Below are 16,429 nucleotides of genomic sequence, written 5' to 3'. Positions count from 1 at the left end.
TCACCGCTGCTTGTCGGCCAGCTCGCCTTCGGTTTCGGAAGCCTCGCTTCCGGAACCGGACGCAGCCCGAATGCCGAGCCGCCACGCCGAAGGCGGCACGCCGATCATCTTCTTGAAGGCCCGGCTGAACGCCGCCTCGGATTCGTAGCCGATTTCCGCCGCGATGTTCGCGACGTTGCTGTTGCCGGTGCTGAGCAGTTCCGAGGCGATCTGCATCCGCCATTTGGCGAGATAGTGCATCGGCGGCATGCCGACGAGCCTGGTGAAGCGCTCGGCAAGCACGGTGCGCGACAGCGCGGACTCTTTCGCCAACGCCTCCAAGGTCCAACTATGCGCCGGCCGATCATGGATCAGCGCCAGCGCCCTGCCCAGATGCGGATCGCGCAGGCCCGCCAGCCAGCCGATCTGTTGCGGCGGCAGCGCTTCCACATAGCGGCGCAGGACATCGACGAACATCAATTCGCTGAGTTTGGTCAGCACCGTCTCGCTGCCCGCCCGCTTCTCCGCCACCTCCGACACCGCCAGCTTGATGAACTGGCCGAGCCAGCCGCCATCGCCTTTCACATCCCCGGCCTTGATGACCGGCGGCAGCGCTTCGAGCAGCGGGTTGAAGGGCAGGGCACCGCAAGCGAGATAGCCGCAGACCAGCCGGGCCGACAGCGATCCGTCCTTGACGTAGTTGATGGGGAATGGGGTCTGGCTGGCGGCCGCGATCTCCAGGACATCCGCGGTCGGCGGATCGGCCCTCAAGTCGGGCGTGCTCGACATGATATGCGGGTCGCTCTTGGTGAAGACCACGACTTCGCCGGCCTCCACGAGTATCGCTTCCTTGCCGATGATGCGGGCGAAGCAACGGCCGGCCGTGAGCACGTGGTAGGAAATCAGGTGATCCGCGCCAGGCAATATCCTCGGCAGTATCGAAGCAGGCGAGGGCGAACAGACCGCCCATGGGTCCTGCGCCTCGATGTCGAAGAACGTCGCGCCGGTGAGGCGCACCGTTTTCAACAGGTCAGACAGAGCGTCCCCGGCCATTCCACCCAAGTCCCGTAAGTTGCGCGGCAACCCGGCGCGACATCCCTTCCGAGTTCCGGACGCGCTGTCAAGTAAGGCGGACGCGCCGTCATTCCGTTCATGGCCGGAAGCTTTAAACCCACACCGGTGCTGATCTCCGTTTCAAATCGGACGCTCTAACGCAGTCGAACTCAAGGAAGGATGCAAGTCATGACGGTACACAAGGGCGGATGTTTTTGCGGCGCCGTGCAGATCGAAGTTCATGGAACCGCCGAGGCAATGGGCTATTGCCATTGCGGTTCCTGCCGGTCGTGGTCGGCGTCTCCCGTGAACGCCTTCACGCTATGGAAGCCCGAAAACGTCAAGGTCACCAAGGGCGCGGAATTCCTCTCCGGTTTCAAGAAGTCGAAGATGAGCGACCGCCAGTACTGCACCGAATGCGGCGGGCATCTGATGACGGATCATCCGCCGCTTGGCCTGGTCGACGTCTATGCGGCGACGATACCGACGGTGGAATTCACGCCGGGGGTCCATGTCAACTACGCCGAGACGGTCCTGCCGATGAAAGACGGCTTGCCCAAGCTGAAGGATTTTCCGGCCGAGCTCGGCGGCTCCGGCGTGAGCCTGCCAGAGTAATCACCGGCGATGACAAAGGACTCCCGACAACCGCACTACACGACAGGAGAATACGCATGGATATCGCGACATTTCGCGCCACGCAGGAGCCGATCAAGGATCTATATCGCAACGATGCCGGGGCGGCGCTTCTCACGCTGAAGGCCAAAGGCAGCGCCGACGACGCCAGGGTGACCTGCAAGGTCGAGACCGGACACGGCCTTGCGCTGGCAGGCATCCACCCGAAGGCCGGCGGCAGCGGGCAGGAGCTTTGTTCCGGCGACATGCTGCTGGAAGCGTTGATCGCCTGCGCCGGCGTCTCGATGCGGGCGGCTGCCGCCGTCCTCGAGATCCCGATCAAGTCGGCGAAAATCTCCGCCGAAGGCGATGTCGACCTTCGCGGCACGCTGGGTGTCACCGAAGGCGTGCCGGTCGGCTTCAAGGAGATCCGCCTGCGGTTCGACATCGAGACGGACGTTCCGCAAAAACGATTGACGGAACTGATGGAGCTAACCGATCGCTACTGCGTGATCTTCCAGACGATTCAGCGCAGTCCCAAGACCTTCGTGAAGCTCAACAGGGTCGCGCGCTAGCCGCCCTTTGTGAGACGCGCTTGCTTCGTCATTGTCGTCGTATCGCGCTCAGCTGAGTTCTTGCGCGAGTCCGATGAGAAGCCCTTCAGGCCCGCGGATGTAGCAGAGCCGATACACGTCTTTATACCGGACCACTTCGCCTACCAGCTGCGCGCCGCGATTGCGGAGCCTTTCAAGCGTCTCGTCGATGTCGTCCACGGCGAACATGACGCGGAGGTAGCCTAGAGCATTCACCGGGGCGTTGCGGTGATCCGCGACGGCAGGCGGCTTGAGGAAGCGGGAGAGCTCGAGCCGGCCGTGGCCGTCTGGCGTGCGCATCATGGCAATCTCGACGTGCTGATCGCCCAGCCCAGTGACACGTCCGGCCCATTCTCCTTCGATCGTGGCCCGCCCTTCGAGCTCAAGGCCGAGGTCGCGAAAGAAATCAATCGTCGCTCCGAGGTCGTCGACGACGATTCCCACGTTGTCCATCCGTTTGAGCACCATGTGTCCAATCTCCAAGGTGTCGTCTAAAGCGCGCCGCATTGAAACGGATTCAGGCGACGCGCTTTAAGTCTTTGTTTTGATGCATGTCGTTGCCCCAGAAGCCGCTGCACTTCTGGGCGACATGCAATGGTCTGACAATGGACGACTTTTGCCCGGGAGCCAAACCTTGGCGGGGGGATTCCGGGTTGAGCGCGGCTTTTGCGGCCAGGCCCTATCCCTTCACATAGCCCATCGCCTCGACGATCTGTCCGTCCGCGACGCGCATCAGATTGACGCCGCGCAAAGAATTGCCGTCGGACATCCAGAAGCGCCAGCGGATCGTCGCCCGGTCGCCGGCTACAAAAGTCTCTTCGAGATCGAAGCGCGTGCCGGGTGTGGTGGCGATCGCCGACCACAGCTCGACGCAGGCGGCCTTGCCGGCGCGGCGGGCACCGTCCGGCGCCGGCGTGGTGTTCTCGATCACGCAGTGATCCGCCACCAGCTCGTCCAGCGCCGACGGGTCGTGGCGCTGGAACACGTCGTTGTAGCGCCGCATGATTTCGGCTGTTTCGGCTGAGCGTTTGGCCGTGGCGATATCGATGATCAATTCCTGGGTCATTGGTTTTCTCCTTCCGCTTCAGTGGTCAATGAGGTTCGCCTTGAGCGTGATAGCGGCGACGCCGGTGAGCGCCCGCGAGACGAGGCAGGTCGCCTTTGCGGATTGCGCCAGCCGCTCGAAATCGCCCGCGGCGAGCCCGGCGACGCTCGCTTCCGTCTCCAGCTCGATGCGGGTAATGGTCGGCCCGGCCGTGGTGGCGCCGAGATGCACCTTGGCGATCGTGCGGATGCTTGCCGGAACATGACCTTCACGGCCGAGAATGGCGCTCAGCGCCATCGAGAAGCAGCCGGCATGCGCCGCCGCGATCAGTTCCTCCGGATTGGTGCCCGGGCCATTCTCGAAGCGTGATGGAAAGGAATAGGCGCCCTCGAATACGCCGCTGCCCAGCCGCAGCCGGCCGGATCCTTCCTTGAGTGTGCCCTGCCATTCGGCCGAAGCGTCGCGGATTGTCATTGCTGTCTCTCCTGTCTGGTTGGGAATGGTCAGGCGCCGTCGATGACGACCTTGCCGAAGACGTCGCCCTGCTGGAAATGACGATAGGCCTCGCGCGCCTCGGCGAAGGGGAAGACCTTGTCGATGACGGGCTTCAGCCGATGCGTCGCGACGGCGGTGAGCATCGCCTCCAATGCGCTGCGGCTGCCGACGAACACGCGGCTGATGGTAGCGAGGCTGCGCTGGTAGACCGCGCCGGGGATCTCGACCGACATGCCCTTCTGGTCCTGCACGGTGAGCAGCACGATGCTCCCGTAAAGCGTGCTGGCGATCAGGGATTGCGCGAAGGTTGCCGGGCCGCCAGTCTCGACGACGAGATCGATCCCGCCGGTCGCCTCGCGCAGTTTCAGGCCCCATTCAGGCGTCTCGGCGGTCGCGAAGACGAGGTCGGCGCCGAGCGCCCGCAGCCTTTCGGTTTTCTCTGCCCGCGAGGTGACAGCCGCCACGCGGCAGCCGGCGAGCTTGGCGAACTGCAAGGCAAAGAGCGCGACGCCGCCTGAGCCGATGACCAGAACCCATTGGCCGGGCTTCGGAATCTCCGCGCCCGTCAGCGCGCTCCAGGCGGTCAGCCCGGCGCAGGTGAAGGTCGCGGCCTCATGCCATGAGAGATGGTCGGGCAGCCGCACCGCCCATTGCTCGTCGAGCAAGGCGTATTCCGAGAGCATGCCGTCCAGCGTGCAGCCGAGCTGGTCGACGACGCCGGGATGCATCCGGCCGTCGACCCAGCGCGCGAAATAACTGCCGGTGACGCGGTCGCCGACCGCAAAGCGCGTGACGCCATCGCCAATCGCCATCACTTCGCCGGCCCCGTCGCTCAGCGGGACGATGCTGGGGCGCTGCATCAGCGGATAGGTGCCGTTGAGGATCATCGTGTCGCGGCGGTTGAGCGAGGCGGCGCGCACCTTCACGACGATCTGATGCGGGCCGGGCCGCGGCATTGCTTCCTCGCGCAGCGCCAATCCGTCGATGCCGCCTTGACTCTCAAGCCGATAGATTTGCATTTTTGCCTCGAATATGTAGACCGATTTACATATTATGTAGACCGATTGTCATATTCGGAGCAAGACCTATAATGCGCATTCTGACAGAAGTTGACATGGTGAGAGGTTGACGTGGCGACGGACACACGCACCCGCATGATCGAGGCAACGGCGCTGCTCATCAGGCAGCGCGGCTATCACGGCACCTCGCTCAACGACATCTTGAGCGCCAGCGGCGCGCCGCGCGGCTCGCTCTATTTCCATTTTCCGGGCGGCAAGGATCAGTTGGTCGTCGAAGTGACACGCGCCAGCGTGGCCGACGTGACTGAACGGTTGGGCGCCGAACTGGCCTCCGAAAGCGACCCGGCCGTCGCCGTCCGCCGCATCTACCAGTCGGTGGCGCGCATGCTTGAGGAGAACGAATTCTCGCTCGGCTGTCCGATTGCGCCGGTCGTGCTGGACGCGCCGAACGACGTGCCGGACCTGGCCGAGATCTGCCGCGTGGCCTTCGAGCAATGGATCAGCCTGCTGCGCCAGGCCTTCATGCGGGCAGGGGTGGTCGAGCAGCGGGCGCAGGCGCTGGCGCTGCTGGTCGAGTCCTCGCTCGAGGGCCTGATGGTGATCGCCCGCGCCACCCGCGACCGCGCGCCGCTCGCCACCGTGGCCGACGAGGTGGTGGCCCTGGTCGAGGCGGCGGTGCGTTCGGGCAAGACGGAGCAGAGCGCGCACGCTGCTGATCTCCCCCCTTGAGGGGGAGATTGGCTGTCGCGCAGGCTTTCGCCAATCGCAGCGGTCCAGAAAGTCTTGCTGAATGCCAAACAAAAAGGGCGCCTTTCGGCGCCCTTTCCGTATGTGCGATGGGACCAGACTTCTTAGAAGTCCATGCCGCCCATGCCACCCATGCCGCCGCCGGGCATGCCGCCCGGCATACCGCCGGCGGATTCCTTCTTCGGAGCCTCGGCGATCATGGCTTCGGTGGTGACCAGCAGGCCGGCAACCGAGGCCGCGTCCTGGAGAGCGGTGCGCACGACCTTGACCGGGTCGACGATGCCCATGGCGATCATGTCGCCATATTCGCCGGTCTGGGCGTTGAAGCCGAAGGTCGCGCCCTTGTTTTCGAGGATCTTGCCGGCAACGATCGAGGCTTCAGCACCGGCGTTGGCAGCGATCTGGCGGGCCGGAGCCTGCAGAGCGCGACGAACGATGGCGATGCCGGCAGCCTGGTCGGCATTGGCGCCGGTGGCCTTGAGGACGCCCGAGGCGCGCAGCAGGGCGACGCCGCCGCCGGCGACGATGCCTTCTTCCACGGCCGCGCGGGTCGCATTCAGCGCGTCGTCAACGCGATCCTTCTTTTCCTTGACCTCGATCTCGGTCGCGCCGCCGACGCGGATCACCGCGACGCCGCCCGCGAGCTTGGCCAGACGCTCCTGCAGCTTCTCCTTGTCGTAGTCCGAGGTGGTCTCCTCGATCTGCTGCTTGATCTGGGCGACGCGGCCCTGGATCTCGGCCTTCTTGCCGGCGCCGTCGACGATGGTGGTGTTCTCCTTCGAGATCGACACCTTCTTGGCGCGGCCGAGCATGTTGAGGCCGACATTCTCGAGCTTGATGCCGAGGTCTTCCGAGATGACCTGGCCACCGGTGAGGATGGCGATGTCTTCCAGCATGGCCTTGCGGCGGTCACCGAAGCCCGGAGCCTTGACAGCGGCGATCTTCAGGCCACCGCGCAGCTTGTTGACGACCAGCGTGGCCAGAGCCTCGCCTTCCACATCTTCCGAGATGATGAGCAGCGGCTTCGAGGTCTGAACGACAGCTTCCAGGACCGGCAGCATGGCCTGCAGGTTGGAGAGCTTCTTCTCGTGCAGCAGGATGTAGGCGTCTTCCAGATCGGCGACCATCTTGTCGGCGTTGGTGACGAAGTAGGGCGACAGATAGCCACGATCGAACTGCATGCCTTCGACGACTTCCAGCTCGGTGTCGGCGGTCTTGGCTTCCTCGACGGTGATGACGCCTTCGTTGCCGACCTTCTGCATCGCGTCCGCGATCATCTTGCCGACCGACTCGTCGCCATTGGCCGAGATGGTGCCGACCTGGGCGACTTCCTCGGAGGTCTTGATCTTCTTGGCGGCCTTGCCGAGAGCTGCGACGACTTCGGTGACGGCGAGATCGATGCCGCGCTTCAGGTCCATCGGGTTCATGCCGGCGGCAACCGCCTTGTGGCCTTCCTGGACGATCGACTGCGCCAGAACGGTCGCGGTCGTCGTGCCGTCGCCGGCGATGTCGTTGGTCTTCGAGGCGACCTCGCGCACCATCTGCGCGCCCATGTTCTCGAACTTGTCCTCGAGCTCGATCTCCTTGGCGACGGTGACGCCGTCCTTGGTGATGCGCGGAGCGCCGAACGACTTGTCGATGACGACGTTGCGGCCCTTCGGACCGAGGGTGACCTTCACCGCGTCGGCGAGGATGTTGACACCGCGCAGCATGCGCTCACGAGCATCGCGGGAGAATTTTACGTCTTTGGCAGCCATGTTTTAGCTCCTGGCAGGGGCTCGGAAGAGCCCGAAAATTCAGTTGAGGGAGAGGCCGAAATTCAGCCGATGATGCCCATGATGTCGGATTCCTTCATGATCAGAAGGTCCTCGCCATTGAGCTTGACTTCCGTGCCCGACCATTTGCCGAACAGGACGCGGTCGCCGGCCTTGACGTCGAGCGGCACGAGCTTGCCGCTTTCGTCGCGGGCGCCGGAGCCGACGGCGATGATCTCGCCTTCCTGCGGCTTCTCCTTCGCCGTATCCGGGATGATGATCCCGCCGGCGGTCTTGGATTCGGATTCGACCCGGCGAACGACCACGCGGTCATGAAGCGGGCGGAATTTGGACTTTGCCATGTTGTCTTCCTCGAATGAGAACGGTGAGAACTGTTCCTCCATCCGGCGAGGCCGGATATAAGTTAGCACTCACCTATGACGAGTGCTAACGTGGCGCTGAAATAGGCTGGCGGCGTGCCAGAGTCAAGGCGCGCGGGAAGGGGTGATCACGCGAAATTTTTCTGCCCATGACGCGATGCTGAAAAAGGCGGATCGCGGGGGCGTATCGATATGGGAGCGCCGTGCTTCGCCGGCAAACAGCGGCGAAGCACGGCGCGATGCGAAAGGCAAGCGGATCGGAGCGAATGCTTCCAGGCTTTGCCGCTCAGATATTCATGCCGCCAGAGACTTCGATGCGCTGGGCATTGACCCACCGATTGGCTTCGGACAGCAGCGAGGCGATCATCGGGCCGATGTCGTCCGCGACACCGGCGCGGCCAAGCGCAGTCATCCCGGCCACAACGCGGTTGATCTCGGCGTCGTCGCGCACATGGCCGCCGTTGAAGTCGGTGGCGATCGCGCCCGGCGCTACCGTGTTGGCGGTGATATGGCGCGCGGCGAGCTCCTTGGCGAGGTAGCGCGTGAACACCTCGACGCCGCCCTTCATCATCGCATAGGCGGCGGAACCCGGAACCGAAAAGCGCGCCAGCCCGCTCGAGACGTTGATGATGCGGCCGCCATCGTTGATCAGCGGCAGCAGCGCCTGGGTGAGGAAGAACGCGCCCTTGAGGTGGATGTTCATCAGCGTGTCGAATTCCTGTTCCGTCGTCTCGGCGATCGGCTTGCGCAGACCGGTGCCGGCATTGTTGACGAGATAGTCGAAGCGGTCGCGCTCCCAGGTTTCCTTGAGCGTCTTCTTCAACGCCTCGACGAAAGCCGGGAAGGTGGCAACAGCGCCGGCGTCGAGCTCAAGCGCGGCGGCGCGGCCGCCGGCTGCCTCGATCTCGGCGATGGCCGCCTTCGCTTCGTCGGCGCGCGAGCGATAGGTGAGGACGACGTCGACGCCCTTGCGGGCGAGACTGAGCGCGGTGTTGCGGCCGAGGCCGCGGCTGCCGCCGGTGATGAGGGCGATGGGGCGAATGGAATTGGCCATGGTGAAATCTCCTTCTTGTGACGGAGATGCATATACTCGCCTGAAACACCGATATAATCTGGCCAGAATTGCCAACTCTATTCAGATAATGCGAACAATCGGCCATGGATCGATTTGACAGCATGCGGCTCTTCGCTCGCGTCGTGGAAAGGCGCAGCTTCACCGCGGCCGCCGCCGATCTCGGCCTGCCGCGCTCCAGCGCCACCGCGGCGATCAAGCAGCTCGAAGAGCGGCTTGGCGTGCAACTCCTCAGGCGCACAACCAGGCATGTCACGCCGACGCTCGACGGCGAAGCCTACTACCAGCGCTGCATCGGCATCCTGGCCGACATCGAGGATGCCGAGGGTGGCTTCGGCGCGCATGAAGTGCGCGGAAGGCTGAGCGTCGACGTCAACGGCCATATGGCGCGTACTTTCCTCCTGCCGGAGCTGCCGGCGCTGCTCGCCACATATCCAGGCCTGACGGTGCATATCGGCGAAGGCGACCGCCTCGTCGATCTTGTGCGCGAGGGTGTCGATTGCGTCATTCGGGCCGGTACGCTTCCCGACAGCGACATGATCGTGCGGCGTCTCGGCATCGCGCGCGAGATCACCGTCGCCAGCCCGGCCTATCTCCAGCGCCACGGCGTGCCGCGCACGCCGGACGATTTGGCCGGCCATATGATGATCGGCTTCGTGTCGTCGCGCACCGGGCAGGTGATGCCGCTGGAATTCACCGTCGACGGCAAGATCCGCGAGATCGTCCTGTCGTCGCGCGTCACGGTGTCCAATTCAGACACCAGCGCCGCGCTTGTCCGGCTGGGATTCGGGCTGTTCCAGGCGCCGAGGCTCCGCTACGCCGACGACCTCGAGGCCGGCCTGCTTATCGAGGTGCTTCCCGACCATCCGCCGACCGCGACGCCGATCTCGGTGCTCTATCCGCGCAGCCGGCAGCTGTCGCCAAGGGTGAGAGTGTTCGTCGACTGGCTGGTAGAGATTCTGGGGCCGAAGTTGGATGCGATTTGAGTAACGATAGTGACGTTGGCGGGACAGCACCCCTCTCTGTCCTGCCGGACATCTCCCCCCCAGGGGGGGGGGGAGATTGGCAGCGTCGGCGCCCCGCTCCCTCTTGCAGCGTTGGAGATTGGCGAAGGCCGGCGCGACATCTGATCTCCCCCCTTGAGGGGGAGATGGCCCGCAGGACAGAGGGGGGTGAGCGCTGCCGTTCGAAGCTACGAGCGTACTACAAAAACAGCCGCAACTGCGCATGGATGATCGAGCGATAATCCTCGATCGTGCGCCGGCCTTCTTCCTCGTCCTGCGTCAGCGCCAGCCGCACGACGCCACCGGCGAGCTGGAAAATCAGGAACACCACGCGCCCGAACGCCTCGCGCTGCTCAGGTTTCAGCATCGGCGCCACATGGTCGCAGAACATCTCCGCTTGCCGCCTCGTCTCGGCGATATCGAGATGCTGCAGCGCCTTATCGGCCTGGATCGCGTTCTGCAGGTCCTGGATGGCCGGATCCTGCGCGACACGGCTGTAATAGTCGTCGAGCAGGCGGTCGGCCGCCGCGGTCACGTCGTCCAGCCCTCGGATTTCGGCAATGATCGCCCGGAAGCGCGCGCGGCTTTCCTCCGAGAAGCGTTCGTAGAGCATCGCCAGGATCGCCGATTTGCTGGGAAAGTAGTGATAGACGGTGGCGATCGGACCGCCGGCCAGCGCGCCGACTTCCTTCATCGTCACCGCGTCGATGCCTTTTTCGCCGATCAGCCGCATGGTCGTGGCGAGGATCGCATCGATGCGCTCGCGGCTGCGCTCCTGCTTCGGCCTGCGCCTGGGTTCCGTCGCCGTTCGCCTTGTGTCCGTCATACGCCAAATCTCTCACGAGAGTGCGAATTCTCGGTTGACAAGAAACATGATCAAGTATCAGTTTCGTGAAATGCTGACAATCTGTCAGTTTTTGGCGGACTGCAAGGGGGCGCCTCGTGACTGTCACCGATGCCAGGCATGTGGAAGAGGGCGACTGGCTGGTCGGCAACCCGACCGGCCTGCAGCTTGCCTCGGCGCTTTGGATCGGTTCGGTCGGGCTGCTCATTCTCGGGCTGCAGCCGGTGCTGCTCGGCGCGCTTTACACGGAAGGCCATGTCACCGGCGACGAACTGGCGCTGGTCGCCACCGCCGAGATGATTGCCATAGCGATCGGCTCGGGCGTAGTGGCGATGCTCTTGCCGGCGCGCAACATGCGCTGGAAGAGCGCTTTGCTTCTGGTCCTGCTGGCGCTCGCCAATTTCTGGGCGGCCTATGCCGGCAGCCCGAATGCGCTGATCGGCGCTCGTACTCTCGCAGGCTTGGCGGAGGGCGGACTGGTCGCCGTCGCCACCGAGCTAATCGCCCGCTCGCGCCGGGCCGAGCGCATCGGCGGCTATTTCGTGACACTGCAGACACTGGCGCAATGCGCGCTGGCGCTGCTGCTCGCGCTCTATGCGGTGCCCGCGGCGGGCTCGGCCGGCGGCTTCGTCGCGCTCGGCGTCGTGTGCTTGCTGTCACTCCTCGTCGCCTGGGCGGTGCCGGACGATTACGCCGACCTGCCGAAGGAAGAGCAATTTTCCAATGTGCTCACCGTGCCGGCGATCACCGCGTTGCTTTCGATCTTCTGCTATTTCATGTTCTTCGGCGCCGTCTGGGCCTTTCTCGAACCGATTGGCGCGCAGTTCGGCATCGACGGCCGCACCGTCGGCCTGATGGTCTCGGCAAGCCTCGCCACGCAGGTGGTGGGTGCGATGACGGCGACCGTCTTTGAAGCGCGCATCGACTATCGCTTCGCCATAACCATCATCGGTGTCTTGGCGGCGATCAGCTCCGGGCTGCTTGCCTCCGGCCCGGGGCTTTCCGTGTTCTGGGCGATGGCGTTGGTGATGGGCTTCATCCTGCTCTTCATCGTGCCTTACCAGATCCGTCTGGCGATCACGGCCGACGAGACGCGAACGGCTGTACTCCTCGTACCGGCCGCGCAGCTCTTCGGCCTCGCCATCGGCCCGATCGCCGCTTCGCTGCTGATCGAGGGTGGAAACTTCCGTCCCGTGCCGGAATTCGCCTCGGCAAGCGCGCTCGCCAGCGTGGCGCTGCTCGGCGTTTTCGTGCTGGTCGCGCGGCGCCGCGTTCCAGCCTGAGCCGGAGGTGACGATGGCGAGCTCCTGGAGCAACTGGTCGGGCTTCGTGAAGGCCGCGCCCAAGCTGATCGCCACACCCGCCGATGCCGGCGAGCTGGCTGAGCTGGTGCGCTCGGCGCCCGGTCCGCTGCGTGTCGCCGGTGCCGGCCATTCCTTCACGCCGCTGGTGCAGTCGGACGGCACCATCGTCTCGCTGGAAAAGATCGAGGGGTTGGTCTCGCACGAGGCCGAAACCAGCCGGGCGCGGGTGAGGGCGGGCACGCGGCTCGGCGCCCTGATGCATATCTTGCAGGGCATCGGCCAGGGCCTGCCCAATATGGGCGACATCGACCGCCAGGCGATCGGCGGAGCGCTGGGCACGGCGACGCATGGCTCCGGCCCGACGCTCGGCGCTTACCATACTCAGCTCGAGACGGTGCAGTTCGTCGACGGGGAAGGAAAACTGCGCGAATTCAGCCGGGCGAACGACCAGGACATGATCCATGCCACTGGCGTCGCGCTCGGCGCTTTCGGCGTGCTCATCGAAGTGACGATGAACAACATCCCGACCTACCGGCTGCGCCGTCGCAAATGGGCGCTGCCGATCGCAGACATGCTGCGCGATTTCGAGACGATGATGGCCGCGCACCGCTCGGCCGAATTCTATTACATTCCGTTTTCCGGCTACGCCCAGTTCATCGCCAGCGACCTGAGCGACGCGCCGCCCACGCCGCGGCCGACCGAGGACGACGAGGAGGGGCTGGCGACGTTGCGCAAGCTGCGCACCATGCTGCGCCGGCTGCCATGGCTGCGCCGCGCGCTGATTAAGGGCGCGGTGAAAAAGGTGCCAGCCGAGGATTATGTGCAGGACTGGCTCAACGTCTATGCCAGCGACCGCCGGACAAAGTTCAACGAGATGGAATATCACCTGCCTTTCGAAGAAGGCCCGAAGGCGTTGGCCGAGATCATCGAGCTGACGGAGAAGCACTTTCCGGAAGTCTATTTCCCGATGGAAGTGCGTTCGGTGGCGCCCGACGATTTCTGGCTTTCGCCCTTCCACAAAAGGCTGACCTCGTCGATCGCCGTCCACCACGATGCTGCGAACGACCCGCTGCCTTTCATGCGCGCGGCTGAGCCGATCTTCCGCAAGTACGGCGGCAGGCCGCATTGGGGAAAGATGCACAGCCTGAAGGCGGCGGATTTCAAAAAACTCTATCCGCGCTGGGATGAGGCGATGGCGGTGCGCCGCGACATCGATCCGGAAAACCGCTTCATGTCGCCCTACATGGCCGGCCTGTTCGGCATTGAACGATGAGCGCCTATTTCGCCGAGCTGTCGAAGGCGCTGAAGGCGGCGGACATCTTTCGGCCCTGCCTGGTGCTCGACCGCGACCGGCTCGACGCCAACATCGCGCTGGTGAAGCAGAGGCTGGCGGCTGGCCTTGCCGTGCGGCTGGTCGACAAGTCGCTGCCATGCCTGCCGCTGCTTTCGCATATCGCGAGAGCGCTCGGCACCGACCGCTTCATGACCTTCCATCCGCCGGTGACGCAGGCCCTGCTCGACGCCTTCCCCGAGGGCGACCTGCTCTACGGCAAGCCGATGCCGGTCGGCGCGGCCAGGGCCGCGCTCACGCGGGGCGGCGCCGGCTGGTGGTCGCGCGTCTGCTGGCTGATCGATACGCCGGAGCGTCTGGCGGAGTATGGTGCGCTCGCCGCCGGGCTCGACACCGAACTGCGCTTCGCTTTCGAGGTCGATGTCGGCCTGCATCGCGGCGGTTTTTCCAGTCCCGCCGGAATCAGGGCGCTGACGATCCCCAAGGGCCTGCGCTGCGAAGGCGTCATGGCCTATGAGGCGCATGCGCCCGAAATCCCTGGACTGTTCGGCGGCGCGGAAAAAGCGTTGAAGAAGGCGTCGGCCAAAGCCGCCGAATTCGTCGCCGCCCTCGATCCGGACCGGCGCCGCATCCTCAACATCGGCGGCTCGAAGACGGCGCTCCTGCATGGCTCAGGCGTGGCGAACGAAGTCTCGATCGGCTCCGCCTTCGTGCTGCCCAAGGATTTCGACACGCCCAGCCTCGACGGCTTCCAACCGGCGGCCTTCATCGCGACGCCGATCCTGAAGGCGGTCGATCCGGTGTTACCCGGCCCGGCGACGATCTCCAGGACGCTACGGGCGCTCGGCCTCTTCCCGCGCAAGGGCTGCTATCTCTACGGCGGCAAATGGATGGCCGAGCCCGTGTTCCCCGAAGGCATGAAGCCGAACGGGCTTATCGGGCTGTCGTCCAACCAGCAGTTCATGGGACTGCCGGCTGATGCTGCCGTGAAGCCCGGGGACTATGCGTTCCTCAGGCCGACGCAAAGCGAGGCGGTGCTGCAGCATTTTGGGGCGATTGCTGTGTTTTCGACGGGACGGATCGTGGAGTTCTGGCCGGCGCTGCCGATGGGGTGAGGGTGCGCTTCAGGCACTCGCGACTAGCGCCGGCGACCGTGAAGGCGTGACAATCAATTCATTGACTCCGTCAACTAAATGGTTGATCCTGTCGAAGGCAGGAGGAACTCCATGACGATCCACGATCATCCCGGCAAGGACCGCATCGACGCGGTGCGCGCCTTCAACCGCTTCTACACCCGCCAGATCGGCGTTCTCGATGAAGGCTGGCTGAAAAGCACCTTTTCGCTCACTGAGGCCCGGGTGCTTTATGAGCTTGCCCATCGCGATGGGCTCGTTGCCAGCGATCTGGTGCGCGATCTGGGCCTCGATCCCGGCTATGTCAGCCGGCTGCTGAAAAAATTCGAGGACCGCGGCCTGGTCGAGCGCGCCGCCACCGAGGCCGATGCGCGCCGCGCCTCGATCACGCTCACGTCCGCGGGCAGAGAGGCTTTCGCGCCTCTCAACCAGGATTCGCACGACCAGGTGCGCGCGCTGCTCGATCGTCTGGCGCCCGTCGATCAGGAACGGCTGGTCAAAGCGATGCGCACGGTGCAGGACCTGCTCGGCGACAAACCCGAACCCAAGGTGCCCTATATTCTTCGTCTGCTGCAGGTCGGCGATATCGGCTGGATCACGCACCGCCAGGGCTTGCTCTACGCGCAGGACTATGGCTGGGACGAAACCTATGAGGCGCTGGTCGCGGAAATCCTCGGCGAGTTCGTCAAGAATTTCGTCCCGCAATGGGAGCGCAGCTGGATCGCAGAGCGCGAAGGCGAGGTGGTCGGCTCGGTCTTCGTCATGCGCAAGTCGCCCAAGATGGCGAAGCTCAGGCTGCTCTACGTCGAGCCGTCGGCGCGCGGCTTGGGCATCGGCCGGCGGCTGGTCGACGAGTGCATCGCCTTCGCCCGCGCCAAAGGCTACAAGACACTGACGCTGTGGACCAACGACATACTGGGCTCGGCTCGCCGCATCTACCAGGCGGCGGGCTTCAAGCTGGTCGAGGAAGAGCGTCACCATTCCTTCGGCAAGGATCTTGTCGGCCAGACCTGGAACCTGGAGCTATAGCGCAGAGACGGATGAGGGGTGTTCCAGCGAAGTGAGACGCTGGTTTTCCCTGGAACACCCCTCATCCGTCGCCTTCGGCGACACCTTCTCCCACAGGGGGAGAAGGGGAAGGCGCCTTAACCCTTCACCGGCACCCAGATCTCCAGCCCGCCATTGCCGCTGTGCGCATCGAACTCGGGCCCGTAACGCTCGAATTCCGGGGCATCGGCGATCTCGTGGCCGGAGGCCGGCAGCCATTTGTTCCAGATCGTGTTGACGGTGCGGCGGATGGTCGAGATGTGCTCGCGATGCGCGAACACCGCGTACTTCTGCGCTGGCACTCTGACCCGGCAGAAGTCCTTTGGCAGATCCGAGAAATCGGCGACCTCTACGCCGGCGACGTAGTCGAAATTGCCGACGTCGTCGCCGTTGACGCAGACGCCGTAGGCGACATTGCCGATCTGGCCGGGGATGTTGCCGATATAGGGGCCGAAGCGCTGCCACTGCGTCGGGATGCCGGCGCTGGACTCGCAACTGTAGCGCTCGCCGAGCCCGGCGATGAGGAACGGCCGGCTGGTCTCGAAGCGCGGCGGCTCGAGAGTGGTGAGAAGCGAACTGTCCATGAGGATGGGCTCCACGAGGTCGAGGTTTTGGGTCGAGCCTCCAGCGCGCACCAGCTCCGGCGTGGTGCCGAACTGGTCTCGGAAAGCCCGCGTGAAAGCCTCATGCGAGCCATAGCCGGCATCGAGCGCTACCGACAGGATGTCGCGCGCGCCGCCGGCAAGCTTGCGCGCCGCTTCGCTGAGCCGGCGCGCCCGCATATAGCCCATGACCGACCGGCCGGTGGCCGCACCGAAGGCGCGCGTCACGTGGAAGCGCGACACGCCGCTGCTTGCCGCGACATCGTCGAGCGAAATCGCATCCGGCAGATGGCTTTCGACAAACCACAGCGCTTTCTCGGTCGGGTTCATGGCTCCTCGCATTTGGCGCGGCGACACTAGCCACCGCGCCGACAGCCAGTTTGATCGAAATTGCGCATGGCGCGAAGTCGAAACGATGTTGACAAACGGAGGCAGTGCCGCCTTCGCCGTCGTCA

Annotated in this window: 18 protein-coding genes; 8 read left to right on the top strand and 10 right to left on the bottom strand. The window is 64.5% G+C overall.

Annotation, left to right across the window (positions count from 1 at the left end; all coding sequences use genetic code 11):
• Nucleotides 1-1,032, bottom strand: a complete 1,032-nt coding sequence (locus RFM40_RS12680) for an AraC family transcriptional regulator (RefSeq protein WP_320277626.1) — start codon at nucleotides 1,030-1,032, stop codon at nucleotides 1-3.
• A 189-nt stretch (nucleotides 1,033-1,221) separates the two neighbouring features.
• Here RFM40_RS12680 and RFM40_RS12675 point away from each other — a divergent pair, with 189 nt between their 5' ends.
• Nucleotides 1,222-1,647, top strand: a complete 426-nt coding sequence (locus RFM40_RS12675) for a GFA family protein (RefSeq protein ID WP_320222649.1) — start codon at nucleotides 1,222-1,224, stop codon at nucleotides 1,645-1,647.
• Between the two features lie 56 nt (nucleotides 1,648-1,703).
• Nucleotides 1,704-2,219, top strand: coding sequence for an OsmC family protein (locus tag RFM40_RS12670; RefSeq protein ID WP_320226323.1), 516 nt, complete (start codon nucleotides 1,704-1,706; stop codon nucleotides 2,217-2,219).
• Nucleotides 2,220-2,267: 48 nt separating this feature from the next.
• On the opposite strand, the gene RFM40_RS12665 is transcribed toward RFM40_RS12670, so the two are convergent.
• From RFM40_RS12665 to RFM40_RS12650, 4 genes are all read right to left on the bottom strand, one after another.
• A complete protein-coding gene (locus RFM40_RS12665; protein ID WP_320226324.1) occupies nucleotides 2,268-2,705 on the bottom strand; it encodes a VOC family protein in 438 nt (145 codons plus the stop codon).
• 211 nt (nucleotides 2,706-2,916) lie between these two features.
• Nucleotides 2,917-3,303, bottom strand: coding sequence for a nuclear transport factor 2 family protein (locus tag RFM40_RS12660; RefSeq protein ID WP_320226325.1), 387 nt, complete (start codon nucleotides 3,301-3,303; stop codon nucleotides 2,917-2,919).
• An 18-nt stretch (nucleotides 3,304-3,321) separates the two neighbouring features.
• Entirely contained in the window at nucleotides 3,322-3,756 is a 435-nt protein-coding gene (locus RFM40_RS12655) for an OsmC family protein (RefSeq protein WP_320226326.1), read from the bottom strand.
• 29 nt (nucleotides 3,757-3,785) lie between these two features.
• Entirely contained in the window at nucleotides 3,786-4,796 is a 1,011-nt protein-coding gene (locus tag RFM40_RS12650; protein ID WP_320226327.1) for a zinc-dependent alcohol dehydrogenase family protein, read from the bottom strand.
• A gap of 111 nt (nucleotides 4,797-4,907) precedes the next feature.
• Here RFM40_RS12650 and RFM40_RS12645 point away from each other — a divergent pair, with 111 nt between their 5' ends.
• Nucleotides 4,908-5,525 carry a TetR/AcrR family transcriptional regulator gene (locus RFM40_RS12645; RefSeq protein WP_320226328.1) on the top strand — a complete coding sequence of 206 codons (618 nt, stop codon included), beginning with the start codon at nucleotides 4,908-4,910 and terminating at the stop codon, nucleotides 5,523-5,525.
• A gap of 122 nt (nucleotides 5,526-5,647) precedes the next feature.
• Here RFM40_RS12645 and groL read toward each other — a convergent pair whose 3' ends face one another.
• From groL to RFM40_RS12630, 3 genes are all read right to left on the bottom strand, one after another.
• The gene (gene groL / locus RFM40_RS12640) at nucleotides 5,648-7,300 is read right to left on the bottom strand and encodes a chaperonin GroEL (protein WP_320226329.1); all 1,653 of its coding nucleotides are present in this window, start codon (nucleotides 7,298-7,300) and stop codon (nucleotides 5,648-5,650) included.
• A gap of 62 nt (nucleotides 7,301-7,362) precedes the next feature.
• Entirely contained in the window at nucleotides 7,363-7,659 is a 297-nt protein-coding gene (gene groES / locus RFM40_RS12635; RefSeq protein WP_040975262.1) for a co-chaperone GroES, read from the bottom strand.
• A 304-nt stretch (nucleotides 7,660-7,963) separates the two neighbouring features.
• Entirely contained in the window at nucleotides 7,964-8,731 is a 768-nt protein-coding gene (locus tag RFM40_RS12630; RefSeq protein ID WP_320226330.1) for an SDR family NAD(P)-dependent oxidoreductase, read from the bottom strand.
• A 104-nt stretch (nucleotides 8,732-8,835) separates the two neighbouring features.
• On the opposite strand from RFM40_RS12630, the gene RFM40_RS12625 reads away from it, so the two are divergent.
• A complete protein-coding gene (locus RFM40_RS12625) occupies nucleotides 8,836-9,735 on the top strand; it encodes a LysR family transcriptional regulator (RefSeq protein ID WP_320277625.1) in 900 nt (299 codons plus the stop codon).
• Between the two features lie 217 nt (nucleotides 9,736-9,952).
• On the opposite strand, the gene RFM40_RS12620 is transcribed toward RFM40_RS12625, so the two are convergent.
• Nucleotides 9,953-10,579, bottom strand: a complete 627-nt coding sequence (locus tag RFM40_RS12620) for a TetR/AcrR family transcriptional regulator (RefSeq protein WP_320277624.1) — start codon at nucleotides 10,577-10,579, stop codon at nucleotides 9,953-9,955.
• A 116-nt stretch (nucleotides 10,580-10,695) separates the two neighbouring features.
• Here RFM40_RS12620 and RFM40_RS12615 point away from each other — a divergent pair, with 116 nt between their 5' ends.
• The 4 genes from RFM40_RS12615 to RFM40_RS12600 all read left to right on the top strand — a co-directional run bounded on the left by RFM40_RS12615 (nucleotide 10,696) and on the right by RFM40_RS12600 (nucleotide 15,354).
• Entirely contained in the window at nucleotides 10,696-11,880 is a 1,185-nt protein-coding gene (locus RFM40_RS12615) for an MFS transporter (RefSeq protein ID WP_320277623.1), read from the top strand.
• A 13-nt stretch (nucleotides 11,881-11,893) separates the two neighbouring features.
• Nucleotides 11,894-13,174, top strand: coding sequence for a D-arabinono-1,4-lactone oxidase (locus RFM40_RS12610; protein WP_320277622.1), 1,281 nt, complete (start codon nucleotides 11,894-11,896; stop codon nucleotides 13,172-13,174).
• Nucleotides 13,171-14,307 carry an alanine racemase gene (locus RFM40_RS12605; protein ID WP_320277621.1) on the top strand — a complete coding sequence of 379 codons (1,137 nt, stop codon included), beginning with the start codon at nucleotides 13,171-13,173 and terminating at the stop codon, nucleotides 14,305-14,307. The genes RFM40_RS12610 and RFM40_RS12605 overlap by 4 nt, the downstream gene beginning before the upstream one ends.
• Before the next feature lie 111 nt (nucleotides 14,308-14,418).
• Nucleotides 14,419-15,354 carry a bifunctional helix-turn-helix transcriptional regulator/GNAT family N-acetyltransferase gene (locus RFM40_RS12600; RefSeq protein ID WP_320226335.1) on the top strand — a complete coding sequence of 312 codons (936 nt, stop codon included), beginning with the start codon at nucleotides 14,419-14,421 and terminating at the stop codon, nucleotides 15,352-15,354.
• Between the two features lie 116 nt (nucleotides 15,355-15,470).
• Here RFM40_RS12600 and RFM40_RS12595 read toward each other — a convergent pair whose 3' ends face one another.
• Nucleotides 15,471-16,304, bottom strand: a complete 834-nt coding sequence (locus tag RFM40_RS12595; RefSeq protein ID WP_320226336.1) for an AraC family transcriptional regulator — start codon at nucleotides 16,302-16,304, stop codon at nucleotides 15,471-15,473.
• Nucleotides 16,305-16,429 lie beyond the last annotated feature (125 nt).

Origin of the sequence: Mesorhizobium captivum (assembly GCF_033977165.1) — a bacterium.
Taxonomy (GTDB): Bacteria; Pseudomonadota; Alphaproteobacteria; order Rhizobiales; family Rhizobiaceae; genus Mesorhizobium; species Mesorhizobium captivum.
Note: the sequence above shows the minus strand (reverse complement) of the source record. Positions and strands in the feature narration are given on the sequence as shown.